This is a genomic window from Nonomuraea solani, assembly GCF_900108335.1.
Classification (GTDB): domain Bacteria; phylum Actinomycetota; class Actinomycetes; order Streptosporangiales; family Streptosporangiaceae; genus Nonomuraea; species Nonomuraea solani.
Genome location: NZ_FNVT01000014.1, coordinates 75,909 through 101,655, shown reverse-complemented (window position 1 = coordinate 101,655; position 25,747 = coordinate 75,909). Strand labels below are relative to the sequence as shown.

Sequence of the window (25,747 nt, the reverse complement as noted above, 5' to 3'; positions counted from 1 at the left end):
CCTCCAAGGGCACGGCCGCACGGTGGCCGACCCGCTAACCGCGCCCCCGCGTCAGGATCGCGGCGATGGCGGAGGCCAGCAGGTCGCGCTGGTCGAGCGGTAGTTCGGCCGCCAGCTCGTCCAGCCGTCGAGCGACCTCCTCGTGTGCCAGCACCCCGATCCGGGCCCCCTCGCAGGTCAGCTCGATGTGGCAGGCGCGCCGGTCGCGGGCGTCGCGGGTGCGGGCCACCAGGCCGCGCTTCTCGGCCCGGTCCACGAGCCCGGTCAGGCTGGATTTCTCCAGGTGCAGCGCACGGGTCAGCTCGCTCATCCCCACCGGCCCGTCCACGAGCAGGCACAAGAGCTGAGCCTGCTGCGACGTCAGGTCGTGCTCCCTGCTGACCTCCCCGAACACCTGCTGCACCAGGTGCGCCAGACGTACGAGCGCCTCGGAGAAGCGCAGCACCGGCTCTTTCGTCGTGACCACCCGACCGAGTCTAGTTGACAGTAGTTGGCAATACGAACTACTTTGCTGCAAACAGGCAACAGTTCGCTATGCCAACTAAAATGGCCCACAGGAGCCCTCCCCATGCCCGACTACGGTCACGACCTGCTCTTCAGCGCCAACCTGGTGCCCGACGCCCGGCAGCCGGACGACGTCGTGGCCGTCGCCCGGTTCGCCGAGCGCGCCGGGCTCGACCTCCTCACCTTCCAGGACCACCCGTACCAGCCGGCCCTGCTCGACACCTGGACCCTGCTCGCCTACGTCGCCGCCGCCACCGAGCGCATCCGGCTGGCGGGCAACGTGCACCCGCTGCCGCTGCGCCCGCCCGCGATGCTGGCCCAGGCCGCCGCCAGCCTCGACCTGCTCAGCCACGGCCGCTTCGAGCTGGGCCTGGGCAGCGGCGGCTACTGGGACTCCATCGCCTCCATGGGCGCCCCGCGGCTGACCCCGGGCGGGGCCGTGGACGCGCTGGAGGAGGGCATCCGGATCATCCGCGCCGCCTGGGACACCGACGCACCCGGCGGCATCCGGCACCACGGCGAGCACTACCAGGTGGACGGCGCTCCGCGCGGGCCGCGGCCGGCGCACGACATCGGGATCTGGCTGGGGGCGTACAAGCCGCGCATGCTCCGCCTCACCGGCCGGCTCGCGGACGGCTGGCTTCCCTCGCTCCCCCACCTGCGGACCTTCGACAAGATCGGCGAGGGCAACGCCGTCATCGACGAGGCCGCCGCCGAGGCGGGCCGCTCCCCCGGTGACATCCGCCGGCTGCTCAACCTCGGCGAGGAGCTGGAGCCCGGGCGGCTCGCCGAACTCGCCCTCACGTACGGCGTCAGTGTGTTCATTCTCCTGGCCGGTGAGCCCACCCGTATCGAGCGGTTCGCCGCCGAAACGGCCCCGGCCGTCCGGGAGCTCGTAGCCGCCGAACGCGGCCAGACGCCCACGGTCCAGGCACCCGCGCGTCTCTGGGACGAGGGCACCCGGCCCACCGCCGGCAACCCCAGCTCGTCGCGCAGCCATCACCTCATCGAGGTGCACGACCACCTGCGCGCCGAGCTCGCCCAGCTTCGCGACCTCGTCGACCAGGTGGCCGCGGGCACCATGGACGCGGGCGCCGCCCGTTCGCACATCGGCACCATGACCATGCGCCAGAACAACTGGACCCTGGGCGCCTACTGCGAGTCCTACTGCCGCCTGGTCACCATGCACCACTCCGCCGAGGACGCCGCCGTCTTCCCCGCCCTGCGCCGCGCGGAGCCCGCGCTCGCCCCCGTGCTCGACCGCCTCCAGGAGGAGCACGAGGTCATCCACAAGGTTCTCGACCAGGTCGATCGCGCCCTGGTGGCCTTCGTCGCCGACCCGGGCGGGTTCGACGGGCTGCGCGCCGCCGTTGACCTGCTCACCGACGGCCTGCTGTCTCACCTGTCGTACGAGGAGCGCGAACTGGTCGATCCCCTGTCCAGGCTCGGCTTCTAGGAGAGGCGGCCACCGCCAGCGCCACGGCGACCAGCGGCAGGGCCGCCCACGGCAGCGCGCCCGCCCCGGCGGACTCCAGCACCAGCCCGCCGGCCAGCGAGCCCGCCGCGATGCCCGCGTTGTACACGGTCGTCTGCAGGGAGGTGGCCACGTCCGCGTTCCCGGGGCCGGCGACGTTCACGAGCGCCGTCTGCAGCAACGTCGGCACGCCCCCGAACGCCGCCCCCCACAGCCCGACCGCCACCATCGACACGTCGGCGGCCCCGCCGAGCACGCCGAGCACCGCCAGCGCCCCCGCCACGACCGCCAGCACGACGACGAGCGCCGCCCGCGGCCGGCGGTCGATCACCACGCCGACCGCCCAGATCCCGGCCACCGTCCCCAGGCCGAACACCAGCAGCGCGGCCCCGGTGCGCGCGCCTCCCACGAACGGCGCCAGGTAGGTGTACATCGCCTGGTGCCCCACCAGCACCAGCGCCGTCATCCCCAGCAGGATCCGGACCCCGGGCAGGACCACCACCCGCCGCAACGGCACCCGCTCCCCGGCCGCCTCGCCGGGGAAGTCCGGCACCTGCCACCGCACCCACCCGATGAGGACGACCGCCACGACGGCCAGCCCGACGAAGACCGCCCGCCAGCCGGACGCCGAGGCCAGCGCCGCCCCCGCCGGGATGCCCGCGCACAACGCCACGGTGACCCCCGCCGACACGATGGCGATCGCCCGGCCGCGCCGCTCGGGCGGGACCATCCGGGCCGCGTACCCGACCAGCATCGCCCACATCACCCCGCCCATCACGCCGGCCAGCACACGGACTCCGAACGTCAGCGCGTACGAGGACGACAGCGCCGTCACCCCGTTGAGCACCGCGAACCCGGCCAGCACCCCGATGAGCACCCGCCGCCGCGCGACCCCCCGCAGCAGCGCCGTCACCGGGATCGCCGACAGGAACGACGCCACCGCGTACGCCGTCACGAGGAACCCGACCCGCCCTTCCGGCACGTCCAGCTCCCCCGCCATCAGCGGCAGCAGCCCGGCGGGCAGCAACTCGGTCATCACCGCCGTGAACGCGGCCGTGAACAACGCCAGCAGCCCCGGCCAGGGCATTCTCCGTACGCCAGCCGCGCTGGCGAGCACCGCATCACTCATGCGACCATGCTCAAAGGTTCACATCAATGTGAAGGCAAATCGTGAGGATCGGGCAACTTTCCCAGCGCACCGGCGTCCCGGCGCGGATGCTGCGGTACTACGAGGAGCAGGACCTCCTGCACCCCGAGCGCGCCGACAACGGCTACCGCCATTATCCGGAGTCGGCGGTCTATCGGGTCCAGCAGATCCGGGGGCTGCTCGACTCCGGGCTCACCACGGAGATCATCCGGCGGATCCTGCCGTTCCTCGGCCGGCAGGACGAGATTCACCTGCACCCGCAGTGTCTCACGCCGGAGCTCGCCGACATGCTGGAGGCCGAGGCGGCCCGGATCACGCAGCGCATCGACTGCATGGCCCGCAACCGCGACGCCATTCACGCCTATCTCGCCGTCGTACGGCGCCAGGGCCTTCCGTGGAGGAACTGATCGCCGGCGTGGAGCGCGGCCACCCGCCCGCGGCGGACGGCGGCCTGACGCTCGTGCCCCAGCCCTCGCCCCGCGACCTGGGGGTGATCGCCTTCACGGCGCACACGGTGGTCTTCGCCGACGTCGAACCGGGCTGGATCCGCGACCGGCTCCCGCCCGGCGACCTGTCGGCGCCGCTGTGCCCACCGTTCCTGCAGGCCCTGGCCGATCGGACCGGGCGGCGGGCCGGCGGCATCGACCTGCTGAGCCTGGCCGGGCCGCTGCCGGGACCGCCGCCGGTCGCGCTGGAGGAGGTCACCCGCAGCGCGCATTCGCGGGTGGCGCGGGCCCGCCGCTATCGCGACGCGGTCCGCGTCTGGACCGCCCACGACGGCGGCGCGCTGCTCAGCGTGGGACGCGGCGTGGCCGGCCGGTGGGAGGTGGCCGTCGAGGTCGAGCCGGAGCACCGGGGCCACGGGCTGGGGCGGCTGCTGGCCAGGTCCGCCCGGCACCTGGCGGGCGCGCCCGTGTGGGCGCAGGTCGCGCCGGGGAACGCGGCCAGCGTGCGGGCCTTTCTCGCGGCCGGGTACGCCCCGGTGGGCGCGGAAGCGCTGCTGACCGAGCCCACCGGTTGACCGGCCCGCACCGATGCGGTGGTCTGAGACGAGGAGGTGGACATGCCCCTCGCAAAGCATCACGAAGACCACACGAACGCCACCATCGGCCATCCCCGCGCCTACGAGCTGTTCGCCGATCTCGGCTTCGCCGACAGCGGCGCCTGGTGTTCACCCAGCTCGCCGCCCTGACCGGGGCCCGGCCTGGAGACCGGGTGCTGGACGTCGGCTGCGGCACCGGCTACCTCACCCGCCGCCTGGCGCCCCTGGTCGCGCCCGGCGGGGAGATCATCGGCGTGGACCCGGCACCCCAGATGATCGGGTACGCCCGCCGCCACGCCCCGCCGAACTGCTCGTACCGGGTGGGCGAGGGCCAGGCCCTGGACCTGCCGGACGAGTCGTGCGACGCGGTGGTCGCTGGAGACCCGGGGTGATCTGCGGCCGCTGCTGACGTACGTACGGGCGGTGAAGCCCTAGAGAAAGCGGACGGTTTCCCGCGTACGACATCGACCGGTGACATGGGCCGAGTTTGCCGGTCAACGCCCCCCTGTTGGACGAAAACGGGCGTGGCGCTGCATGAATGCCACAAGATCGCTACGTATAGTGATGGCCGATGTCACTTCGTGATTACAGGGGGAGATCATGAGAAGTAGCCTCATCGCAGGCGGTGCGCTGCTCGCCGCTGCCGCGCTCTTCGGGAGCGCGAGCCCGGCGGCCGCCGACATCTGGACCGACTGGAACCACACGTACCCGAAGGACTGTGGCCTCGGGCTCAACGAGGACACGACGTACCACCACGTCACGCACCACGGCGTCTTCGCCGGCACCCGCGACGCCGACGGCTGCAAGGGCGGCAGCCACGGCAACGGGTACGGCGGCCACAAGGGCCACGGCGGGTACCACGGGGACGACGGGCATTGGGCCGACGGCCACTACACGCACCGCAACTGGCCCAACAGCGGCAACGGCAACTGGGTCGGCCACGGCATCGGCCACGGAGTCGGTGTGGGCGTCGGAGACTGATCTCCCGCCACTCCTGTCCCGGCCCCCGCGATGGCGGGTGCCGGGACAGGCGCCGTTCGGCACCCCGGCGCACCAATGAGGATCATCAGCCGCTAGCCTGATCCGGTGCGACTAGGCGTGAACGTTCCCAACTTCGGCCCGGGCACCGACCCGGGCGTCCTGCGCCAGTGGGCCCGGACGGTCGAGGGGCTCGGCTTCGATCTCCTCCTGGTGTCCGACCACGTGGCGATCACCCCCGACGTCGCCCGGCAGTATCCCCCGCCGTTCTACGAGCCGTTCACCACCCTGTCGTGGCTGGCCGGCGTCACCGGCCGGATCGGGCTCGGCACCACGGTGGTCATCGTCCCCTACCGGCACCCGCTGCTGGTGGCCCGCATGGCGGCCAACCTCAACGACCTGAGCGGCGGCCGGTTCGTGCTGGGCGTCGGGATCGGGTGGGCGCGGCAGGAGTTCGACGCCCTCGGGGCCGACTTCGAGCGGCGCGGCCGGGTGACCGACGAATACCTCGCCGCCATCCAGGAGGCCTGGGCCGACGACGCCGACTACCGCTCCGGCGGCGTACCGATCTGGGTGGGCGGCAACGTCGACGCGGCCCTGCGCAGGGTGGTGCGGTACGGCCAGGCATGGCACCCGCTCAGGAGCACCGTGACCTGGCTGCGCGAGACGTTCCCGCGCCTGGAGGCCATCGCCGCCGAGCAGGGCAGGCCCGTGCCGGCGCTGTGCCCGCGCATCCTGCTGCGGATCACGAAGGAGCCCGTGACGGGCCCCGACCGGCGCGCGGGCGAGGGCACGGTCGAGCAGATCGCCGAGGACCTCAAGGCACTCGACGCGCTCGGTGCGGAGACCGTCGTCCTCGACCCGTTCGTCGGCGACCCGGAGGAGACCCGCCACCCGGAGAAGGCGTGGGAGATGCTCGCCACGGTGGCCGCGCTCCGGGCCGCGATGTGACCCGCCGCTGATATTCTTATCGTGTAAAGAATCGCACGGGGAGTTCCGCGTTGGTCGTCTTCGCCGGTCAGGGTGACGCACGGCGGTCGATGGCGCTGCTGTGGCGTGGCGGAGAGCGGCCCAGTGATAAACCGGGCGGCAAACCGGGCCCCAAGCCGGCGCTGAGCGTCGACGCGATCGTCGACGCCGCCATCGCGCTGGCCGACGCCGAGGGCATGGCGGCGCTGTCCATGCGCAAGGTCGGCGAGCGGCTGGGCCGCACGGGCATGGCGCTCTACACGTACGTGCCGAGCAAGAGCGAACTGATCGACCTCATGTACGACCGCGCCCTGGCCGAGCTGCCCGCCGGCTATGACACCGGCGCCGGCTGGCGCCCGGCCGTGGCGCAGTGGGCGGGCGACACGCTGGCCTTCTACCTGCGCCATCCGTGGATCCTGCAGGTGTCGCAGGCGCGGCCGGTGCTGGGGCCCAACGAGTTCGCGATGCTGGAGAGCGTGGTCACCGTCCTGCGCGTGACCGGGCTGGGGCCGCGCCGGTTGCGGGGGGTGGTGGCGCTGCTGTTCGACTTCGTACGGGGGGCGGCGACCACGATCGCGGAGTCGCGGATGGCGCCGTCGGTGACCGGGGTGTCCGACGAGGAGTGGTGGCTGGCGCGCTCGTCGCTGCTGGAGGAGGTGGCGCCCGGGTTCGCCGGCCGCTTCCCCATGGCGACCTGGGTGGAGTCGGAGGACGACGAGCCGGTGCCGGAGGAGTGCCGCGAGGAGTCCTACTTCGAGCAGCGGGTCGGCGAGACGTTCGCGGTGGGCCTGGCGCTGCTGCTCGACGGCATCGAAGCGACCATCAAGGGCTGACCCCCGCTCAGAGACCCCGCTCAGAGACCCCGCTCAGCGGCCCGGCTCAGAGGCCGCGCTCCGACCGACGGGCGGCGAGTTCGGCCAGGTCCTCGACGAACCAGAGCTGGCCGCCCCGGTTGGCCTCCAGCACCCAGGCGCTCAGGGCGGAGCTCTTGGCGGTGTGCTGGGAGACCTTCCCCACGATCGCCAGGCCGATCCGGTAGTTGGCGAACTTCTGCGCGATCTCGCCCGCCACCCCGGTGCGCAACGTGAAGAAGTCGCCGGGCAGCCGCCCGGCGGGCACCGCCACCCAGGAGGCGCCGTGCTGCCACGCCTCGGCGATGAGGTCGGTGACGTCGCGGGTCTCGCGCAGGGGCGCGCCGTCGGGGTCGCACAGCAGAACGTCGTCAGGCATGCGTGGCCTCCAGGAAGTGCATGATCTCGTGGGTCTGCGGGGGCAGCAGGTGACCGGTGCCGGGCAGGACGCGTACGTCCGCCGCCGGCACGGCCCGCCCCAGGCGGCGCCGGGTGCCGCCGGAGTCGATCATGCCGTCGCGGTCACCGGCGATCATCAGCACCGGCATGGTGAGCCGGCCCAGCTCCTCGCCGGAGAAGAGCGGCAGCCGATCACGCCGGTAGTGGTAGCTCCGCTGGATCAGCTCCATGAACGCGGCCCCGTCACCCGACGGGGTGTGCGGCCCGAGGATGAGCCGCAACGCCCGCCGCCGCCCGCGCTCCCCGCCCAGCGCCAGCAGCGGCAGCGCCGCGAGCGCCGGCAGGGACCGCTGCCGCCCGATGCCGCCCGGGCACATCAGCGCGAGCGCCGAAACCCGCTCGGGGTGGCGGGTGGCATAGGAGAGCGCCATCCATCCGCCCAGGGACATCCCCGCGACGGCGGCCCGCCCGACGCCCAGCCCGGTCACGACCTCCGCCAGCCATCCGGCATAGACGTCGGGCTCCAGCGGCGGCCGCGACGGCGCGCTCAGCCCCGGCTCGCCGATGAGGTCCACCGCGTGCACCCGGAACCGCCGCGACCAGGTGGCGACGTCGCCGAGCCACATGGCGCCATTGGATCCCGACCCGTGCAGGAGCAGCAGCGGCGGTGCTCCTTCGGGCCCGCACACCACGGCGAACGTCTCCCCTTGCGAGGTCGGCACCCGGACGTGCTCCGCCGGCACCGGCCACAGGCCGAGCAGTTCGCGGTAGCTCCGCTCCACGGCCCGCGCGGCCTCCGGCGAGGTGTAGATGTTCACGGTCTCACCAGCGCGTCCACGATCCTGAGCACCTGAGCGCTCTCCTCCAGCCCGCCCAGCACGATGATCTTCAAATGCGCCCGCTCCTCGTCATAGGCGAACTGCACGTTCAGCCCGCTCGGCCCGCCCGCCAGCGACGCCAGGACCATGGTGCTGAGCCGGTCCATCTCGTGCCTGGGCAGCCCGTCGACCTGCACGATGCTGGACACCTCGGCACGCCGGGGCGGCGCGGCCTCCTCGACCGGCAGCCCGGCGAAGGCCGCCAGGTCGTCCTTGGCGATCCGGTACTGCTTGCCGACGCGGACGGCGGGCAGCCGCCCGTCGCGCACGTAGTTGCGCACGGTCTTGACGTGCAGCCCCAGCAGGGACGCCGCCTGATCAATGGTGTATCGCTCCATATCGCTCCCTATTATGCACCACAATAGGGAAGGATCAGGCGTGCGCTCCCACGGTGACCGGGCCGACGGTGAGCCGGGGCCTGGCCTCCAGGACCTCGGCCACCCGCTCCACCTGCTCGCCGAGTTCGGTCAGTTGCGCGGTGGTGAGGTCGTGGAGGGGTTCGACCGTGACGTCGGCGCGGCCGCCCGAGCGGCGCTGGTGCCAGACGCCGGCCACCTCGCCGTCCACGAGGAGCACCGGGAAGTTGCCCGCCTGGCCGCCGGCCAGCGCCCGCCCGGCGGCGGCGCCGGGGTAGAGGAGCTCGCGCGGGCGGCCCGCGATCACGTACGCGTCGAAGTACGGCAGCAGGCGCACGCCACGGGGCGGTTCGCCGGGCATCGCCGTGTCGCCCGCGAGCACCCAGGAGCGCCGGCCTTCGAGGGACACCTCTTCCAGGTCCATGGCGGCGAACGCCGCGTTCGCCCACCGCACCGGCCCGCCGGCCCACTGGGCGAACTCCGCCGGGGTGGCCGGCCCGTACGCGGTCAGGTAGCTCCTGACCAGCTCGGAGAGCCCGTTCTCCATGACCGGGGCGGCCGGGGCGGCCGGGGCGGCGGTGTAGGTGACCTTGCGGCCGCGTACCGGGCCGAAGACGAACGCGCCCCGGTGCGCCGCCAGCCCCATGGCCTGACGCCAGCGCGGCCACCAGCCCGAGAAGGCGGGCATGACGAGGTCGCCCGCCCACGGCCCGGTGGCGGCGATGACCGCCTCGCTCAGCTCGTCGATCGTCAGCTCGGCCCCGGCCGTCACCTCCGCGATCGCGGCCACCACCCGCTCGGTCTGCTCGGGCGTCATCCGGGCGGACTCGGCGGCCCCGTTGTAGGCGACCGGCACCGACGACATCGCGCTCACCCACATCGGCAGGTCACGGGCGGGCAGCACGTGCACGGTCCCGCGCGGGCCGTACGTCTTGACCAGACTGCTCTCGCCTCGAAGCTCACCCCGAGGCTCGCCCCACAGCGCCTCGCGGACGTGGGCCCGGGTCACGCCGTCGAGCCGCAGCCCGATCGACACCTCGGCGGCCGACATCACCTGCGCGTGCGCCCCGCACATGGCCGCCACGATGCCCGCGGGCGTCCCCGGCTTGGGCACCAGCAGCCCCGCCCGCTCCAGGCGCCGGGCGCTGACCTGCGGCCATGACAGTTCGATCACTACGTCCTCCTCAGTCCGACGTCACCACGGTAGAGCCGAATGCGGAATGTCCGATTCCGCAATACAAAGGATGAAAGTGGGTCACAAGTGACTTTTCATTTGATCCCACTAAGGTCACCGACATGACCCGCCTCAGTCCGGTCCTCGGGCCGCTCACCCCCCGTCAACGCTGGCGAAGGGCTCGCCTCCAGGCCTACTCCTGGTCTCTGACCGGGCTCTACCGCCTGGGCGCCCTGCACCCCGCCATCTGGCGGCTGGTCGCCCGTGGTTACCACCCCGCGCTCGACTGGGTGGCCGCCCGGCACGCCCGGGTGGCCTGCCAGTTCGCCGCCGTGGACGTGCCCGCGTACCGGCACTTCCTGCGGGAGCGCGGCGCCGAGCACGCCAGGACGCTGGCCGGTTTTCCCGAGACGACCAAGCAGAACTACGCGGGAACGTACGACGAGGAGAGCCGCTGCCAGGAGGGCAGGCTGCACCGGCCGGGCGTGATCGTGGACGAGTCGTCGGGGTCGAGCGGCAAACCGTACAACTGGGTACGGGGCCCGCGCGAGCTCAAGGGCATCTACCGCAACGCCGCCGGCTACATCGAGCTGGTCTTCCCCGGCGAGCGGCTGTTCGTGATCAACGCCTACTCGATGGGCGCGTGGGCCACCGGGACGACCACGGGCACGGCCATGGCCCGGATCGCCATGGTCAAGAACACCGGCCCCGACCTGGAGAAGATCACCGACACGCTGCTGCACTTCGGGCCCGGTTACGACTATGTGGTGGCCGCGTACCCGCCGTTCCTCAAGCATCTGCGCGACCGCCTCGACGAGGCGGGCTTCCCGTGGCGCGACTACCGCGTCCGGGGCATGGTCGGCGGCGAGGGCATGACGGAGGCGCTGCGCGACTACCTGGAGGAGCGGTTCGAGGAGGTCCGCTCCGGCTACGGCGCCAGCGACCTGACGATCGGGATGGGCGCGGAGACCGGGTTCAGCGTCCGGCTGCGCAAGCGCCTGGCCGTCGACCAGCGGTTGCGCGACGCGCTGCTCGGCCCGGGCGAGCAACGGCTCCCGATGATCTTCCACTACAACCCGCTGGAGACGTTCCTGGAGGTGAACGCGGACGGCGAGCTGCTGTGCACGATCAACACCAAGAGCTGCCTGCAGCCCAAGCTGCGCTACAACGTCGGCGACGAGGCCCGCCTGCACACCCTCACCGCGGTCAAGGAGGCGCTCGGCGACGACTACGAGCGCATGTGGACCGACGAGCGGATGAACCTGCCGCTGCTGTTCCTGTTCGGGCGCAAGGACTCGACGATCTCCTACATGGGCGCCAACCTCTACCCGCAGGACGTCGAGTACGGCCTCTACCAGGGCAATCCCTACGCCGCCGCGATCAGCAGGTTCTGCCTGTCGCTGGAAGAGCTGCCGGGCCTGGAGTACCGTCCGGTGATCAACCTGGAGGTACGCGGCGAGGTGGACGCGGAGGAGCTGGCCACGATCTGCCGCAAGGGCGTGGTGGCCCACCTGAGCGCGGTCTCGCGCGACTTCGCCGAGTCGCTCAAGGAGGACCCGACGGCCGCCGACCTGCGGATCAGGGTCTTCGGCGAGGGCGAGGGACCGTTCGCGAAGCTGACCAAGATGAAGAACGTCTACCTGGTGAAGGACGCATGAGAACCACGGATTTCAGCAAGGCGCCGCCGCAGGGGCAGGCGACGGCCATGTTCGTCGGCGCGACCCGCTACCGGGGGCCGCTGTCGATCATCACGCTCACGCTGACGTGGTTCCGTATGGTCCGCGACATGAAGCGCATGCGCGGCTACCGCTGGCACACCATCTACTGGGAGTTCCCGTTCACGCTCGGCACGCTGGCGTTCTTCGAGGACCGCGACGCGCTGCTGCGCTTCGCCCGCTCCCGGCACCACCGCAAGCTGATGCGATGGGTGACCGACGGCACCAGGAACGCCACCGCCGGCTACATCCGCCTCTACAACGCCGAGCCCGAGGGTTACAGCAACGGCGCGTGGCGGGCGGAGGGCGGGCCGATGGCGCACATCGAGACGTTCACGCCGCTGTCCGTGGAAGAGGGCGAAGGGCCGCGGGTGAGGCGGAAGTGAAGGGTCTCCAGCGCGTGGACAGCCGCCGCGACCTGCGCGACTTCCTGGCGCTGACCGGCCGCCTGTACGCGGGGGACGAGCGTTTCGTCCCGCCGCTGCACGCCACGGTACGCGCCTGGCACCGGCAGGGCGTGCCGATGTTCCTGCTCCGGCGGGGTGGCCGGGTGGTGGCCAGGACGACGCTGCACACCGACGCCGCGCTCGACGCCAAGCTGGGCCGGGCCACGCAGTTGTTCGGGCTGACGGAGTTCGAGCGGGACGCGGCGGAGGAGTTGTTCGACGGGATCGGCGCGGCCGGGCTGGACGGGGGCAGGGAGGCGGCGTTCGGACCGGTCTCGCTGCTGCCCAACCAGGCGGGCGGCATCATCACCTCCGGCTTCGGCGAGCGCGGCTTCATCGACAGCGCCTGGAACCACGCCTACTACCCGGACGCCTACGAGGCGTACGGCTTCACCCGCCGCTTCGAGTCCGACACCTGGATCTGCCCGGTGCCGGACGAGCCGGTGTTCGCCTTCGACGACGCGCGGATCGGGGCCGAGCGGCTGCGGGTGCACCGGGGCGACCGGCGGCGGATCGGGGAGCAGTTGCCGATCCTGCGCGAGATGCTCAACGCGAGTTTCACGCAGCTCGGTTACTACACGGAGATCTCGGCGGAGCAGCTGGCGGCGCAGACGGACGGGCTGGCGTACCTGCTGGACGAGGCGCTGCTGCTGTATGTGACAAAGGCGGAGCGGCCGGTCGCGTTCGTGCTCTGCTTGCCCGACATTTCGCGATTTATCGCGAAAATTGGTGGAAACCTGCACCCCTTCCAGCAGCTTCGCCTCCTCGCCACCCGCTCCCGATACCGCCGCGAGGCCGTGCTGATCATCAAGGGCACGGTTCCCGGCGAGCAGGGGCACGGCTACATGCGGCTGCTGTCCAGGGAGCTGCACGAGGGGCTGCGGCGGGGCGGCTACCACACGTTGCGCAGCACGTACGTGGAGCGGACCAACCCCGGCTCGGCCGCCCAGTACGTCGCGATGGGCGGGCGCCCGCTGCACGGCTACACCTTCTACGGCAAGGATCTCGCGTGAGAGAGCTGCGGGCGCTGGAGCCCGACTTCTGGCGGGCGCCCAGCGCGCACAACACCCAGCCGTGGACGCTCACCTACGGCGATGACGAGGTGGCCGTCGGCTGGGACCCCGACCGGGCGCTGCCCATCAGCGACCCCACGGGCCGCGACCTGCGCCTCAGCCTGGGGGCGTTCGTGGAGTGCTGTCTCATCGTGTGCGCGGACGCGGGGCTCGGCGTCGCCTTCCGCCCTGACCCGGGGCCGCGCCGGGTGGGGTTCCTGCACGCGGCCGCGCGGCCGTACGAGACGCCGTTCACGACGGCGGACGTACGGGCGCGCGGCGCCAACCGCGGCGAGTACCACCCCGGGCGGCTGCCCGAGGAGGTGGCCGCCGGGCTGACCGGGCTGCGCCGGGTGGCCTGCCGCGACCTGGCCGACCTGCTGCACGCGGCGGACCTGCACCAGTTCGGGGACCGGGAGGTGACACGGGAGCTGCGCGCCTGGCTGCGCCTGACCCGGCGGCACCGCCGCTACCTCCTCGACGGCCTCAGCGACCGGGCGCTGTCGCTGACCAGGCTGGAGGCGCTCGGGCTGCGGGCCTCGCTCGCCCTCTACCCGGCGCTGCGGCGGCTGGGCCTGCCCCGGGTGCTGGCGGGCGCCTCGCGCGGGCTGCTGGACTACGACGGCGACGTGCTGGTGCTGGTGGGGCCACCGGAGGAGGAGATGGAGGCGGGCCGGGCCCTGATGCGGCACTGGCTGACGCTGTCGGGCCTCGGCTACACCACGCATCCCCTGAGCCAGATCATCGACTGCGAGCGGACGCGGCGCGAACTGGCGGACCGCCTGGGGGTCGATGATCCGTGCAGCCTGCTCCACGTGGCCAGGGTGGGCCGCCCGAAGGCCCCGGCGGCCCCTTCGGCCCGGTTGCGGGACTGAGGTCACACCCTTTCGAGCACGCTGACCAGCACCTTCGCGAACTCCGCCGGATGCTCGGTGTATCCGCCGTGCCCGCCGGGGAACTCGACCAGCTCGCCGCCGGTCTGTGCGGCGAGCTCGGCGGCCGGCCGGTACGGCAGGTGACCGCGCGACTCGCGCCCCACGGCCAGGACCAGCCGGTCCGCCACGCCCGAGAGCGCGGCGACGTCCGGCCGGTAGGACGTGAACTGCCGTAGCTCGTGCTCCATGAAGAGCGGGATGTTGGCGGTCACCCGGGCGACCATCTCGGCGGCGCGCGGCGGCAGCGTGGCCGGGTCCGGCAGTTCCTTCATCTTCCCGCCGATCCCGGCCAGCATGTGGGCGCCCGCCGCGCCGATGCCCTCGGCCCGGTAGATCGCGTACACCTCGCCGAAGAACGCCCGCTGCGCGGCCGCGTCCGGCAGCACCTCGACGCACGGCGGCTCGTGCGCGACCACCCGGCGCAGCCGCCCGGGGTGGCGGGCGAGCAGGTCGAGCGCGACGATGCCGCCGTCGCTGCCGCCGAACACGTACGCGCCCTCGCCCGGCGGGGTGAGCCGTTCGAGCAGCCGGTGGGCGTCCTCGCTGTGCACCTCGACCCGCTGGTCCTCGTGGGGACCGTCGAGGTGGCTGCGGGAGTAGCCGCGCGGGTCGACGGCGACCACCGTGAACCGCCCGGCCAGCTCGTCCGCCAGCGGGTCGAGGACACCGGCGTCGCCCCCGCCGCCCGGCACCAGCAGCAGCACGGGACCGCCGCCTCTCACCTCGTAGTACAGGCGGGCGCCGGGCACGACCAGATGACCGGATTCCATGACATCGGCTCCATTCCTAGGGTTCCTAGGTTGAAACCTACCATCTCTAGGTTCGTGCGTTCATCAGCCGCCGGAGGTTGCCGTGGTAGATCTGCTCCCGGACGGCGTCGGTGACGTCCAGGTCGTCGATGACGCGGATCGTCTCGCGGATGTACATGGGCCCGCCCTCGGGGTCGAAGGGGCAGTCGGTGCCGAACAGGACGTGATCGGCGCCGAAGAAGTCCAGGCCGCAGCGGGTGCCGATGGCGGAACCCGACAGCGCGGTGTCGGCGTAGAAGCGGCGGAAGTAGTCCAGCGGCCGACGGGGCAGCAGGTTCCGGTAGTCCTCCCCCGCCGTCCTGCTGCCGAGCTGGTCACTCCAGCCCAGCCCGATCCGGCCCTCCAGGTAAGGGATCATCGCGCCCATGTGATGCGTGATGATCTTGATGTCGGGATGGCGTTCGAACAGGCCGGAGAAGACCAGCCGGGCCATCGCGGCACTGGTCTCGTACGGCCAGCCGAACGCCCACCAGATCTCGTACTTCGAGGCGTCCTCGGTGGCGTAGTCCGCGAAGGCGGCGCCGCGCGCCGGGTGCATCCAGATCGGCAGGTCCCGCCGGGCCATCTCGTCGAACACGCCCTGGAACGCCGGATCGTCCAGCGGCCGGCCGCTGACGTTGGTGAACACCTGCACGCCGCGCGCGCCGAGGTCGTCGATGGCGTACGCGAGCTCGGCCAGGGCGGCGTCCGGGTTGTTCATCGGCAGGGAGGCGACGAACGCCGGGAACCGGTCGGGGTGCTTCTCGCACAGCTCCAGCATCGACTCGTTGGCCAGCCGCGCCAGCGCCGCCGACTCGGCCGGCCCGGCGAGCAGCTCGATCGGCGGCGAGGACAGCGTGAGGATCTGCTGGTAGCCGTCGCCGAACTCGTCCATCATCCGCAGCCGAGCGTCCACGTCGTGCAGCGCGGGCAGCTCCAGCCACCGCTTGAGCGCGCCCGGATCGACGGCGAGCTCGCGCATCCGCTCGAAGTACGGCGCGGGCAGGATGTGGCTGTAGGCGTCGATCTTCATCGGTCCCCTCTCGATGTCCTCGGAACCCAGCGGGTGATCCGCCGGTCGGCCGCCTGCACCAGGGCCACGGCCCCGAGCGCGACGGCGATGATGACCAGGAGCACGGCCAGCACGCCGGCTCCGTCGAACCGGCCGCCCGCCTGGGTGACGACGCGGCCCAGGCCCACGACGGCGATGAACATCTCGCCGTTGATCATGCCGGTGACGGCCCGGCCGACCCCGAGCCGGACTCCCGCCATGATCATGGGGGCGGCGGCCGGGAGCATGACGCGCAGCAGCACCTGGCGCTCGCTCGCGCCGTACGAGCGGGCCATCTCGACCAGGTGCGCGGGCACCGACTGGATGGCCGAGGCGGTGTTGATGACGATGACGAACATCGCGTACATGACCACCACCGCCACGATCGAGCCGCGCCCCTCTCCCAGCAGGGAGAAGAAGATCGGCGCGAAGACCAGCGACGGGGCGGTCAGCAGCGCGTAGACGTACACGCCGAGGGCGGCCTCGACCTTGCGGTAGCGGCCCATGGCGACGCCGATGACCAGGCCGGCGGCCAGGGAGAGGGCGAAGCCGAGCACCAGGTTGACCAGGCTGTCGGCCAGGCCGGCGACGATCAGGCCGCTGGAGACGAGATCGGCCAGGCGGGCCAGCACCGTGCTGAGCGGCGGGAAGAACGACACGCCGGCCAGGTGCCCGACGAGCTCCCAGGCCAGCGCGCCGGCGGCCAGGCTGACCGGGGCGGCCGGCAGGGCCCGCCAGGAGAGCCTGCGGCGGGGGCGGAGCGCGGGCGCGTGTTCCGTCACGGCGCTCATCCGGCCACCTTGGCGGGGCGGTGCTCCTCGTGCATGTCGCGCAGGCGGTCCCAGAGGTAGGCGGTGATCTCGGCGTACCGGCTCGATCGTTCGAGGGCGCCGACGTCATTGGAGCGGGGCCGTTCCAGCGGAACCGGGACGATCTCGGCGATCCGGCCGGGCCGGGCGCTCATCAGCACCACGCGGTCGCCCAGCAGCACGGCCTCCTCCATGCTGTGGGTGATGAACACGACGGTCATCCGGTGTTCCTCCCAGATCGACAGCAGCTCTTCCTGCAGCAGGCGGCGGGTCTGCTCGTCCACCGCGCCGAACGGCTCGTCCATGAGCAGCACCCGGGGCCGTACGGCCAGGGCGCGCGCGATCCCCACCCGCTGCTGCATGCCGCCGGACAGCTCTCCCGGCCGCTTGGTCTCGAACCCGGACAGCCCGACCATGGCGATGAGGTCGCGGGCGCGCTCCTCGCGCTCGGCCCGGCCGACGCCGCGCATCCGCAGCCCGAAGGCGACGTTGTCCAGCACGGTCGCCCAGGGCAGCAGCGCGAAGTTTTGGAACACCATGCTGCGGTCGGGCCCGGGGCCGCGCACGGGCGTGCCCTCGACGAGGATGTCGCCGTCGTTCCAGGGGATGAGGCCCGCGACGGCCTTCAGCAGCGTGGTCTTCCCGCAGCCGCTGGGGCCGAGCACGGTCAGGAACTCGTTCTCGCCCACGGTGAGGTCGACGTCCTGCAGGGCCTGGACGACGGTGCCGTCCTGGCCGGTGAAGCTCTTGCTCAGTCCACGAATCTCGATCATCGGGCGCTCCTCGCCATCGTGGTACGGGCCCAGCCGGTCAGCCTGCGTTCGCCCCACCGCGCCACGGAGATCAGCAGCAGCGCCTCCGCCAGAATGATCACGATGGTGCCGTAGAGCAGCGGAGCCTTGAACAGGCCGCGGTATTCGAGGATCAGCCCGCCCAGCGCGGTGGACACCATGAGCAGCTCGACGATCACCATCCCGGTGACCGCCCGCCCGATGCCGAGCCGGATGCCGGTCATGATGGCGGGCAGCGCGCCCGGCAGCAGCACCCGTGCCCAGATCCGCCGCTCGGTGGCCCCGAACGAGCGGGCCATCTCGATCAGCGACGGATCCACCTGGCGGACGCCCGCGCGGCTGTTCACCACGACCATCACGATCGAGAAGATCGTGACGAGGATGACGCGCGAGGCCAGCCCGAACCCGACCGACATCACCAGCAGCGGGATGATCGCCGCCATCGGGGTGACCAGCAGGATGTTGAGATAGACGTCGGCCAGGCGTTCCAGCGCGCGGAAGCGGCCGAGCACGATGCCGGCGGGCACGCCGACGACCACGGCGATGCCGAAGCCGAGCACGAGGGCCTGGTTGCTGACGTACATCGCCTGCCACAGCTCCGCCGTGCCGAGCAGCTCGGCCGTGGCCTGGACGGTCTCGGTGAAGGTGGGGATGAGCAGGCCGCCCCACTCGCGGGCGTACAGCTCCCAGCCGGCGGCGAAGACGGCGAAGGTCAGCAGTTGGTACGGCAGGCTCGCGTCGAGCATGCGCCGCAGCACCCCCGGCCGGTGCGCGGGCCGCGGGCCGGCGGTCACGCGGCCGCCTTGAGGAAGGACAGGTCGGCCGCGTCCCGCGCGGTCATGCCCGGCTTGATCACGCCGGCCCGGGCGAAGAAGTCGATGGTGCCCTGGACGTTCTGCTCGGTGAGGGCGCCGGCGTCGAACAGGCCCGCCGTGACGTACCGCTTGGCGATCTCGGCGACGTCGGCGGGTTTCTCGTCGGGCAGGTATTTGGCCACCAGGCCCACCAGGTGCCGCGGATCGGCGTTGATCTTGGCGTGCTCGCGGACCAGGGCGGTCACGAAGGCCTGCGCCGCCGCCTTGTGGCCGGTGAGGAAGTCCGCGTTGGCGTACACGGTCTGGGGGTGCAGGTCGGGCAGGGTCTTGCCGAAGTCGACGACCTGGGCGAACTTCGTACCCCCTTCCAGGGCCACCACGTCGGAGACCTCCAGCGGCGTCGCGTCGATCTCGCCCGCCACCAGCGCCTGGGCGCGCACGTCAGAGCCGCCGATGGTCAGGTAGTCGGGCTTCTTGCCCGCGCCGCACTGGGCGCCCACCCACTCCTTGGCCATGGCGGTCGCCACCGCGCCCTCACTGAAGATCCCGAACGGGCGCCCGCTCAGGTCGTCGCAGGAGGCGATGCCGGGCTTGCCGTAGATCGCCCACTGGTTGCCGATCACGTCGGCGATGATCTTGATGGGGGCGTCCTGCTCGATGGCGATCAGCGCCGGGCTGGTCGCCTCGGCCGAGATCGCGTAGTCGCCCTTGGCCAGGCCCTCGATGGCCAGCTCCGGCTCGGCCAGCTCGACCACCTCGACCTTGTGACCGGCCTGGCGGACGGCGTCCACCGCGGCCAGGATCGGCACCGTCGTGATGTCCGGCTCGATGACGGCGACCGTGAACGACGACGTGCCGTCCGCGTTGGTGCCCGCTCCCCCGCCCCCGCACGCGGCCGTCGCGGACAGGACCGCCAGCGCGGCGATCCGTTTCACAGCGTGCATGGCTCCTCCTCCTCACGTGACCTCAACCCGCAGGTCACCGGCTAGGCAAACGTCTGCCTTGCGGGCATGTTAGCCAGCCGCTCCGCCGTTTCGTCAAGGGGTGAGCACATGCTGATTACGTGCGGGTTTCCGGCATTCGATTGTTGACCTGGGGTTCTCGTGCGATGATTTAGGCAAACGTTGTCCTAGAAAGGCGAGCACGTGAGTTCACTGGTGGAGGTCGCCAAGGCGGCCGGTGTGTCGGTGTCCACCGCGTCGCGGGTGCTCAACGGCTCCGACCACCCGATCTCGGCCGCGACCAAGGCCAGGGTCATCGCCACCGCCGAGCGGCTCGGCTACTCCCCCAGCGCCCTGGCGCGGGCGCTGGTCTCGCGCAGCAGCCGGCTGCTGGGGGTGCTGGTCAGTGACATCATGAACCCGTACTTCTCGGTCATCGCCCGGGGCGTCGACGACGTGGCCAGCCGGGCCGGCTACGCCACCATGCTGTCCAACGTTGACCGGCGGACCACGACGGAGATCAACCGGCTGCAGACCATGCGCGACTACCGCGCCGCCGGGGTGATCTTCGCGGGCAGCGGGCACGTGGACGACCCGCACGAGCCCGAGCTGGCCAAGGCCGTGCGGCAGGCCAGGGAGCAGGGCATTCGCACGGTGTCGCTCACCATGCGCGGCCTCGGCTGCCCGACCGTCACCGCCGACAGCCGGACCGCCGCGTACGACATCACCGACCATCTCGTCTCACTCGGCCACCGCCGGATCGCCTTCATCGAGGGGCCGCCCGGCATGATCGCCACCCGGCAGCGCCGCGAGGGCTTCCTGGCCTGTATGAGCGACGCCGACCTGGCCGAGAGTGCGCAGTGCCTGCCCGGGGGCTTCGACTACGAGTCGGGCCACGCCGCCGCGCTGCGGCTCATCGCCCGCCCGCCGCTGCCCGACGCCATCCTGGCCGCCAACGACGAGGCCGCCGTGGGCGCGCTCAACGCGCTGCGGCAGGCGCGCATCGACGTGCCCGGCGAGATCTCGGTGGCCGGCATCGACGACCTCCGGGTGGCGCGGTTCGTCGGACTGACCACGGTCAGCCTGCCTCTTTACGAGATGGGCGCCATGGCCGCCCGTCACATCATCGACGGCGGTCCCGACGAGGCCACGACGACCATCCTGAGCCACCGCCTGATCCCCAGGGAGACGACGGCCCGGCGGTCAGACCGCTGAGAACACGGCCCTTTCCGCGCGGGCGGCCCAGCGGCCGTCGTCGCTGCGGATCAGGCGTACCGGGTGGTCGAAGCACGTGCTGACCAGGTCGCTGGTCAGCACGTCCGCGACCGGGCCGAGCGCCAGGCACCGGCCCTCGCGCAGGAGCATGGCGTGCGTGGTGGTGGCCGGGAGCTCTTCCAGATGGTGGGTGACCAGGACGGTCGCCAGCGAGGTGTGCCGGGCGCGCAGCCCGTCGATGCCGGCCAGCAGTTGCTCGCGGGCGGCCAGGTCGAGCCCGGTGGCCGGTTCGTCGAGCAGCAGCAGCCGGGGGCTCGGCATGAGGGCGCGGGCGATCAGCGCGCGGCCGCGTTCGCCCTGAGACAGGGTGGGCCACCCGGCCTCCGCCCTGGCGCTCATGCCGAGCATGGCGATCAGCCGGTCGGCCTGCTCCTCCTCCTGCTCGGTGGGCGTCCAGCGGGGCACGAGGGCGGCGGTGTTGGTCAGGCCGGTCAGCACGACGTCCCGGACCCGCAGCGGGCCGTCGGGGGTGTGGCGGGGGTTGACGTGGCCCAGGTAGGAGCGCAGCTCGCGGACGTCGACGCGGCCCAGCGTGCGGCCGAGCACCTCGACGACGCCCCGGCTGGGGTGGGTGACGGCGCCCAGCAGTCCGAGCAGGGTGCTCTTGCCGGCGCCGTTGGCACCGAGCAGGGCCCAGTGCTCGCCGGGGCGGACGGTCAGGGAGATGTCCCGCAGCAGGTGACGGCCGTCGCGGACGATCTCCACGGCCTCGGCCCGCAGAACGGGACCGGTGTCGGCGGGGCTGGAGACGATCGTCATCGGGACAACGTACCAGTCATCAGATGTCCGACCTTTGGCGGGTCAGGGACAGACGCGCTCGTAGGGGTCGTCGGGGAGATACTGGGACCATTCCTCCTTGGTCATGGGGGCGGCCAGCAGTTCGCAGGCGGCGGTGAAGGGGCCGGCGGGGATGGGGACCTCCCACATCCTCACCGTCATGTCCTCACCGGCGGACACCAGGCGACGGCCGTCGGAGCCGAAGGCGACCGCGTTCACGGCGGCGGTGTGGCCGGCCAGGGTGGTGATCGTCCTGCCGGTCGCCCGGTCCCAGAGATGGATCGTGGCATCCTCGCCGGCGCTGGCCATACGGGTGCCATCCGGGCTGAAGGCGATGGCACGAACGGGGCCGCTGTGGCCTTTGAGCGCGGCGGTCGCTTTGCCGGTGGCGGCGTCCCACAGCCGGATGATGCCGTCGTTCCCGCCGGTGGCCAAAAGAGAGCCGTCGGGGCTGAAGGCGACGGCGTACACCGCGTCGGCATGGCCTCGTATCGAAAGGATCTCCTTGCCCGAAGAGCCGTCCCAGAGTCTGGCGGCGCCGTCGGAGCCGACGGTGGCGAACCGGGCCCCGTCGGGCCTGTACGCGACGGCGAACACCGTCCCGCTGTGAGCCCGGACGATGGCGAGTGGCTTGCCGGTGGCGCTTTCCCAGAGCCTGGCGGTGCCGTCCTCCCCTGCGGTGATCACCCGCGAGCCGGCCGGCTGGAAGGCCACCACCCGGACGGCGCCGGTGTGACCCTTGAGCGTCATGTCCGCCTGACCGGTGCGGCCGTCCAGGACCTCGACCGCCCCATCCTCGCGGGTGACGGCCACGCGGGAGCCGTCGCGGTTGAAGGCCACGCTGTTCAGCGGGACTTTGGGGTACTTGCGCGTGATCATCGGCCTCCGGGTGGCCGTGTCCCACAGGTTGACGATGCCGGCGTGGTCGACGGTGGCCAGGCGCGAGCCGTCAGGGTTGATGGCGACACCGAACACGAATTCCGTATGGCCCTTGAATACAGCGGCTCTTCCGGTGAACGTGTCCCAGATGCGCGCCGTCAGGTCTTCGGAGGCCGTGACCAGGCGCGACCCGTCCGGACTGAAAGTCATCCGCCCGACATTCCCGGTATGGCCGGTCAGCGTGGCGATCTTCTCCCCGGACGAGCCATCCCACAACCGCACGGTACGGTCCTCGCCGCTGGTCGCCAGACGGGAGCCGTCGGGACTGAAGACGACGCTCTCCACGCTGTCGGTATGACCTTTCAAGACGGCGATCTCCTTGCCGGTCCGCGCGTCCCACAACTGCGCGGATCCATCGCTGCTCGCCGTCGCCAGGAGCGAGCCGTCCGGGCTGAACTGGACGCCGGTGACCCAACCGGCGTGCCCTTCGAGGTCGGCGAGCACCTTTCCGGAGGACACGCTCCAGATCCGGACCGCAGTGTCCTCGTAGCCGGTGGTCGCCATGCGGGAGCCGTCCGGGCTGAAGTCCGGAGCTCCGATCTCACCCAGCCGGGCGACCAGTTCGCCGGTGGCCGCACTCCTCAGCTCGCTGCCTTTGGGGAAAGACGCCACCATACGCGAGCCATCGGGGGTGAATACGAGGTCAGCCGCCTTGGAAGGCTTCATGATGACCTTGCCGGTGGACCCGTCCCGCAACATCGTCTTGCCGCCCTCGTTGACGATGAGCCGGGATCCACTCCGGTTCAAGGAAGGACGCGCGGAGATCGTGCCCTCGATCGTGGTGATCACCTTGCCCGTGACCACCTTCCGCACTCGCACGGTCGTGTCCTCGCCGCTCGTGATCAGGCGCGAACCGCCGGCGGCGAAGGCGACCATCAATACCCCGCCTTCGTGATCGGCGAAGCTGCGGACCACATCACCGGTGGCCGAGTCCACGATCCGCACCACACCCTCTTCATCGCCGGTGGCCAGCAGAGAACCGTCCGGGCTGAAGGCGGCCACGGGCCAGTCGGCCCTGCCCCGGACGGAAGATCCCATCGCTTCACCGGTCTCCGCGCTCCAGAGCCCTATGACGCCATCCTCGTCCACGGTGAACAACCGGGATCCATCGCTGCTGAACTCGGCCAGCGTTGTCCGTCCGGAACGACTCCGCGGAACGGCGATGATCCTGCCCGTGTTCCCGTCCCATAGCCGGGCGGTGGCGTTCTCGCCATAGGTGATCAGGCGCGAGCCGTCCCGGTTGAATTCGGCCCGCTCGACAGGGCCCGTGTGACCTCGGAGGATGGCGCGTTCCGGGCTTTGCAGCGTCTTGAGCAGGCTCAGCCGCGCCTCGCCGGTCGGCGCCATGTGCCAGGCCGCGGTGCTCAACCGGCGCGCCAGGTCGATGTCGGTGTCGCCGATGTTCTCGCTCTGCGCCGCCAGTTGCCGCGACAACGACCGGGCGCGCTCGTCCTCGGCGCGGGCGGCCATGACGGCGGTGGTCGCGAAGCCGGTGACGGCCGTGATCAGCAGCAGCACCAGCGCCAGCACGCTCAGCCGCCGTCTGCGGAACCGGCGGGCGGCGGCGGCCTGGCAGGCCCGCAGGAAGTCGCTCCTGAGGTCGGTGAGCGCCGGGTAGCGGCCCGGGTCGGTGCGCCACAGTGCTTCGGCGTTCTGGGCGGCCGACAGGCGGGTGCCGCGGTAGAGGAAGGCCGGGTCGCGGTCGTGGCGGAGCCATTCGGCGGCGTCCTCGCCGAGCTCCTGGTGGATCAGCAGGGCCGCCCTGTCGCTCTCGATCCAGAGGCGGAGCTGGGGCCAGGCCCGGATGAGGGCTTCGTGGGCGATCTGCGCGGTGTCGGCGTGGACGGTGAGGAGGCGGGCGCGGACGAAGCGGTCGAGGACCTGGCGGAGGGAGTCGTCCTCGGGCGTACCGGACAGCAGTTCGGCCAGCGGCATGCTCCGGCGGGTGTCGTCCTGGCCCTCGCCGAGCCCGATGAGGCGGGTGAGCAATAATCGCGCGCTCTGGCGGCCCGGCAGGTCGAGGTGGTCGAGGGTGGCGTCGGCGGTACGGGCGAGCGCCTCGCGGATGCCGCCGGTGGCGCGGTAGCCGCCCATGGTCAGCTCGCCGTCCTCCCGGTGCTGCCAGGTGACCAGGAGCGCGTGCGACAGCAGCGGCAGCACGGCCGCCCCGGTGCTCGGCGCGGGCTCGGTGGTGCCCGGGCCGAGATCCTCCAGGATCAGCTCGATCAACCCCGGCTGCAGGGTGAGCCCGGCACGCCGCGCGGGCCCCTCGATGGCCTGGCGCAGTTGGGCGGAGGTCATCGGGCCGACGACCATGGCGTGTTCCAGGGCGGGTACGAGTTCGGCGTGCGCGGCGCAGTGGCCGAAGAAGTCGGCGCGTACGCCGGCGACGACCGCGGCCGTCCCGGACAGGGCGTGCAGGGCCTGGATGAAGACCCGGCGCCGCTCCTCGTCCGCGCAGGCGGTGAACACCTCCTCGAACTGGTCCACGATGACGACCGCCTGCCGCGTCCCCATCGCCTTCCTGAACAGCCCGACGAGGGAGCCCGGCTCGCTCTCCAGACGCCGGCGCAGGTCGGCCGGGTGTGAGCCGTCGAGGTCGGCGAACCGTTCGGCCAAGGCTCCCACCGGATCGGAGCCGGGCGTCATGACGGCGATCTCGGTGCCGGGCGCGCGGCGCAGCGACGGGATCAGCCCGGCCCGCAGCAGCGAGGACTTGCCCGAGCCCGAAGGCCCGGTCACCACCAGCAGGTCACCCGCGCCGACCTGCCGCGCCACCCGGTCGACGAGCACCCGGGTCAGCTCCGTACGGCCGAAGAAGTAGTCGGCGTCCTCCGGCCCGAAGGCGGCCAGCCCCCGGTACGGGCTGAACTCCGCCCGCTCCTCCGTGGCCTGGGCGGCGGGGTTGGGTGCGAGGATCTGCCGATCGCCCTGGTCGGTGGCCTGGCGGCGCGGCGCGGGGAACCCGCGTTCGGGCAGCGTGCGCGCCAGGCAGCGGTAGACGTCGTCGAGGGTGAGCAGGCCGGGCGCGGTGGGGTCGCCGCCGGTCAGCAGTTCCACGAGCGCGCCGGTGAACGCGGTGTGCCGCTCCCCCTCCGGCGCCCACGCGGCCTGGTCGCCCGCGGCGGCCAGCAGGTACGTACCGCGCGGCGTGGCGTCCAGCACCCGCTGCCCGGCGTCCCGCGCGTCCGGCGTGGCCCGGCCGGAGAAGCAGCAGTCCAGGATCACCAGCACGTGCGGCGCCGCGCAGCGCGCGAGCGCCTGCCGGACCGCCGGGTACGGCAGCGCCTGGTGCTGCGTGATCCCCTCGTGGGGATCGACGGTCGCGTACGTGGCCAGGTAGAGCTCGTTGTCGGACCCCACCAGCCCATGGCCGACGAAACAGAACACCAGCGCGTCGGTGGCCTCCTTGGCCGCCTCCACCAGGGCCTTGCCCAGCTCCACCGGGTCCGCCGGGTCGATCAGCGTGGTCAGGCCGTCCGGATCGAGCCCCGCGCGTTCGACCAGGCAGCGGCCCAGGTCGCGTACCGACGCCGCCACCGACCCGACGTCCGGCAGGCTGGAGCCGGCGGCGAAGGTGCCGGAGCCGGCCACCACCACCCGGACGCCCGGAGACCCGAGCATCAGGTGCGCCATGTCCC

The 25,747-nt window shown here is 72.0% G+C and carries 27 protein-coding genes; 13 read left to right on the top strand and 14 right to left on the bottom strand.

All coding sequences use genetic code 11. The features are described from left to right. Window positions 1-34: 34 nt before the first annotated feature. Window positions 35-466 carry a MarR family winged helix-turn-helix transcriptional regulator gene (locus C4V41_RS38890; protein WP_200824511.1) on the bottom strand — a complete coding sequence of 144 codons (432 nt, stop codon included), beginning with the start codon at window positions 464-466 and terminating at the stop codon, window positions 35-37. A gap of 102 nt (window positions 467-568) precedes the next feature. Between C4V41_RS38890 and C4V41_RS38885 the strand changes: the two genes are divergently transcribed. After that, entirely contained in the window at window positions 569-1,960 is a 1,392-nt protein-coding gene (locus C4V41_RS38885; RefSeq protein ID WP_103961006.1) for an LLM class flavin-dependent oxidoreductase, read from the top strand. On the opposite strand, the gene C4V41_RS38880 is transcribed toward C4V41_RS38885, so the two are convergent. Beyond that, window positions 1,884-3,107, bottom strand: a complete 1,224-nt coding sequence (locus tag C4V41_RS38880; protein ID WP_200824510.1) for an MFS transporter — start codon at window positions 3,105-3,107, stop codon at window positions 1,884-1,886. The genes C4V41_RS38885 and C4V41_RS38880 overlap by 77 nt on opposite strands. A gap of 41 nt (window positions 3,108-3,148) precedes the next feature. Between C4V41_RS38880 and C4V41_RS38875 the strand changes: the two genes are divergently transcribed. From C4V41_RS38875 to C4V41_RS38850, 7 genes are all read left to right on the top strand, one after another. Continuing rightward, window positions 3,149-3,532, top strand: coding sequence for a MerR family transcriptional regulator (locus tag C4V41_RS38875; RefSeq protein WP_103961004.1), 384 nt, complete (start codon window positions 3,149-3,151; stop codon window positions 3,530-3,532). Further along, entirely contained in the window at window positions 3,520-4,146 is a 627-nt protein-coding gene (locus C4V41_RS38870) for a GNAT family N-acetyltransferase (RefSeq protein ID WP_103961003.1), read from the top strand. Before C4V41_RS38875 ends, C4V41_RS38870 begins: the two co-directional genes overlap by 13 nt. Window positions 4,147-4,188: 42 nt before the next feature. Continuing rightward, window positions 4,189-4,317, top strand: a complete 129-nt coding sequence (locus C4V41_RS65530) for a hypothetical protein (protein WP_268808756.1) — start codon at window positions 4,189-4,191, stop codon at window positions 4,315-4,317. Beyond that, a complete protein-coding gene (locus C4V41_RS38865; RefSeq protein ID WP_200824509.1) occupies window positions 4,293-4,559 on the top strand; it encodes a class I SAM-dependent methyltransferase in 267 nt (88 codons plus the stop codon). Before C4V41_RS65530 ends, C4V41_RS38865 begins: the two co-directional genes overlap by 25 nt. A gap of 208 nt (window positions 4,560-4,767) precedes the next feature. Beyond that, window positions 4,768-5,148 carry a hypothetical protein gene (locus tag C4V41_RS38860; RefSeq protein WP_103961002.1) on the top strand — a complete coding sequence of 127 codons (381 nt, stop codon included), beginning with the start codon at window positions 4,768-4,770 and terminating at the stop codon, window positions 5,146-5,148. A gap of 105 nt (window positions 5,149-5,253) precedes the next feature. Next, window positions 5,254-6,096 (top strand): LLM class flavin-dependent oxidoreductase, encoded by an 843-nt coding sequence (locus C4V41_RS38855; RefSeq protein ID WP_103961001.1) that lies wholly within the window; start codon window positions 5,254-5,256, stop codon window positions 6,094-6,096. Window positions 6,097-6,146: 50 nt separating this feature from the next. Continuing rightward, the gene (locus C4V41_RS38850) at window positions 6,147-6,947 is read left to right on the top strand and encodes a TetR/AcrR family transcriptional regulator (RefSeq protein WP_103961000.1); all 801 of its coding nucleotides are present in this window, start codon (window positions 6,147-6,149) and stop codon (window positions 6,945-6,947) included. A gap of 46 nt (window positions 6,948-6,993) precedes the next feature. Here the strand turns inward: C4V41_RS38850 and C4V41_RS38845 are convergent, their stop codons facing one another. Genes C4V41_RS38845 through C4V41_RS38830 form a run of 4 tightly spaced genes read right to left on the bottom strand, consistent with a single transcriptional unit; the run spans window position 6,994 to window position 9,772 of the window. Beyond that, window positions 6,994-7,344, bottom strand: coding sequence for a DUF4180 domain-containing protein (locus tag C4V41_RS38845; RefSeq protein WP_103960999.1), 351 nt, complete (start codon window positions 7,342-7,344; stop codon window positions 6,994-6,996). Beyond that, a complete protein-coding gene (locus C4V41_RS38840) occupies window positions 7,337-8,182 on the bottom strand; it encodes an alpha/beta fold hydrolase (RefSeq protein ID WP_103960998.1) in 846 nt (281 codons plus the stop codon). Before C4V41_RS38840 ends, C4V41_RS38845 begins: the two co-directional genes overlap by 8 nt. Further along, window positions 8,179-8,580, bottom strand: a complete 402-nt coding sequence (locus tag C4V41_RS38835; protein WP_103960997.1) for a helix-turn-helix domain-containing protein — start codon at window positions 8,578-8,580, stop codon at window positions 8,179-8,181. The genes C4V41_RS38840 and C4V41_RS38835 overlap by 4 nt, the downstream gene beginning before the upstream one ends. Window positions 8,581-8,614: 34 nt before the next feature. Next, window positions 8,615-9,772, bottom strand: a complete 1,158-nt coding sequence (locus C4V41_RS38830) for a winged helix DNA-binding domain-containing protein (protein ID WP_103960996.1) — start codon at window positions 9,770-9,772, stop codon at window positions 8,615-8,617. Window positions 9,773-9,894: 122 nt separating this feature from the next. On the opposite strand from C4V41_RS38830, the gene C4V41_RS38825 reads away from it, so the two are divergent. Genes C4V41_RS38825 through C4V41_RS38810 form a run of 4 tightly spaced genes read left to right on the top strand, consistent with a single transcriptional unit; the run spans window position 9,895 to window position 13,860 of the window. Continuing rightward, a complete protein-coding gene (locus C4V41_RS38825) occupies window positions 9,895-11,430 on the top strand; it encodes a phenylacetate--CoA ligase family protein (protein WP_103960995.1) in 1,536 nt (511 codons plus the stop codon). Then, window positions 11,427-11,873, top strand: coding sequence for a DUF4188 domain-containing protein (locus tag C4V41_RS38820; RefSeq protein WP_103960994.1), 447 nt, complete (start codon window positions 11,427-11,429; stop codon window positions 11,871-11,873). Before C4V41_RS38825 ends, C4V41_RS38820 begins: the two co-directional genes overlap by 4 nt. Next, window positions 11,870-12,946: a hypothetical protein gene (locus C4V41_RS38815; RefSeq protein WP_103960993.1), complete on the top strand. Its 1,077-nt coding sequence runs from the start codon at window positions 11,870-11,872 to the stop codon at window positions 12,944-12,946. The genes C4V41_RS38820 and C4V41_RS38815 overlap by 4 nt, the downstream gene beginning before the upstream one ends. Next, window positions 12,943-13,860 (top strand): nitroreductase family protein, encoded by a 918-nt coding sequence (locus C4V41_RS38810; RefSeq protein WP_103960992.1) that lies wholly within the window; start codon window positions 12,943-12,945, stop codon window positions 13,858-13,860. The genes C4V41_RS38815 and C4V41_RS38810 overlap by 4 nt, the downstream gene beginning before the upstream one ends. A gap of 2 nt (window positions 13,861-13,862) precedes the next feature. On the opposite strand, the gene C4V41_RS38805 is transcribed toward C4V41_RS38810, so the two are convergent. From C4V41_RS38805 to C4V41_RS38780, 6 genes are read right to left on the bottom strand one after another with little or no spacing between them, the layout of a single operon-like run. Then, on the bottom strand, window positions 13,863-14,690 hold the full coding sequence (locus tag C4V41_RS38805) for an alpha/beta fold hydrolase (RefSeq protein WP_103960991.1): 828 nt from the start codon (window positions 14,688-14,690) through the stop codon (window positions 13,863-13,865). 46 nt (window positions 14,691-14,736) lie between these two features. Further along, window positions 14,737-15,741, bottom strand: coding sequence for an amidohydrolase family protein (locus C4V41_RS38800; protein ID WP_103960990.1), 1,005 nt, complete (start codon window positions 15,739-15,741; stop codon window positions 14,737-14,739). Next, a complete protein-coding gene (locus C4V41_RS38795; RefSeq protein ID WP_103960989.1) occupies window positions 15,738-16,550 on the bottom strand; it encodes an ABC transporter permease in 813 nt (270 codons plus the stop codon). The genes C4V41_RS38800 and C4V41_RS38795 overlap by 4 nt, the downstream gene beginning before the upstream one ends. Beyond that, on the bottom strand, window positions 16,547-17,341 hold the full coding sequence (locus tag C4V41_RS38790; RefSeq protein WP_103960988.1) for an ABC transporter ATP-binding protein: 795 nt from the start codon (window positions 17,339-17,341) through the stop codon (window positions 16,547-16,549). Before C4V41_RS38790 ends, C4V41_RS38795 begins: the two co-directional genes overlap by 4 nt. Next, window positions 17,338-18,153 (bottom strand): ABC transporter permease, encoded by an 816-nt coding sequence (locus C4V41_RS38785; protein WP_200824508.1) that lies wholly within the window; start codon window positions 18,151-18,153, stop codon window positions 17,338-17,340. The genes C4V41_RS38790 and C4V41_RS38785 overlap by 4 nt, the downstream gene beginning before the upstream one ends. Further along, entirely contained in the window at window positions 18,150-19,118 is a 969-nt protein-coding gene (locus C4V41_RS38780) for an ABC transporter substrate-binding protein (RefSeq protein ID WP_103960987.1), read from the bottom strand. The genes C4V41_RS38785 and C4V41_RS38780 overlap by 4 nt, the downstream gene beginning before the upstream one ends. A 201-nt stretch (window positions 19,119-19,319) precedes the next feature. On the opposite strand from C4V41_RS38780, the gene C4V41_RS38775 reads away from it, so the two are divergent. Continuing rightward, window positions 19,320-20,330: a LacI family DNA-binding transcriptional regulator gene (locus tag C4V41_RS38775; RefSeq protein ID WP_103960986.1), complete on the top strand. Its 1,011-nt coding sequence runs from the start codon at window positions 19,320-19,322 to the stop codon at window positions 20,328-20,330. Here C4V41_RS38775 and C4V41_RS38770 read toward each other — a convergent pair. Both C4V41_RS38770 and C4V41_RS38765 read right to left on the bottom strand, forming a co-directional pair. Continuing rightward, a complete protein-coding gene (locus tag C4V41_RS38770) occupies window positions 20,319-21,149 on the bottom strand; it encodes an ABC transporter ATP-binding protein (RefSeq protein WP_103960985.1) in 831 nt (276 codons plus the stop codon). The genes C4V41_RS38775 and C4V41_RS38770 overlap by 12 nt on opposite strands. 42 nt (window positions 21,150-21,191) lie before the next feature. Then, window positions 21,192-25,742, bottom strand: coding sequence for a WD40 repeat domain-containing protein (locus tag C4V41_RS38765; RefSeq protein WP_103960984.1), 4,551 nt, complete (start codon window positions 25,740-25,742; stop codon window positions 21,192-21,194). Between the last annotated feature and the right edge of the window lie 5 nt (window positions 25,743-25,747).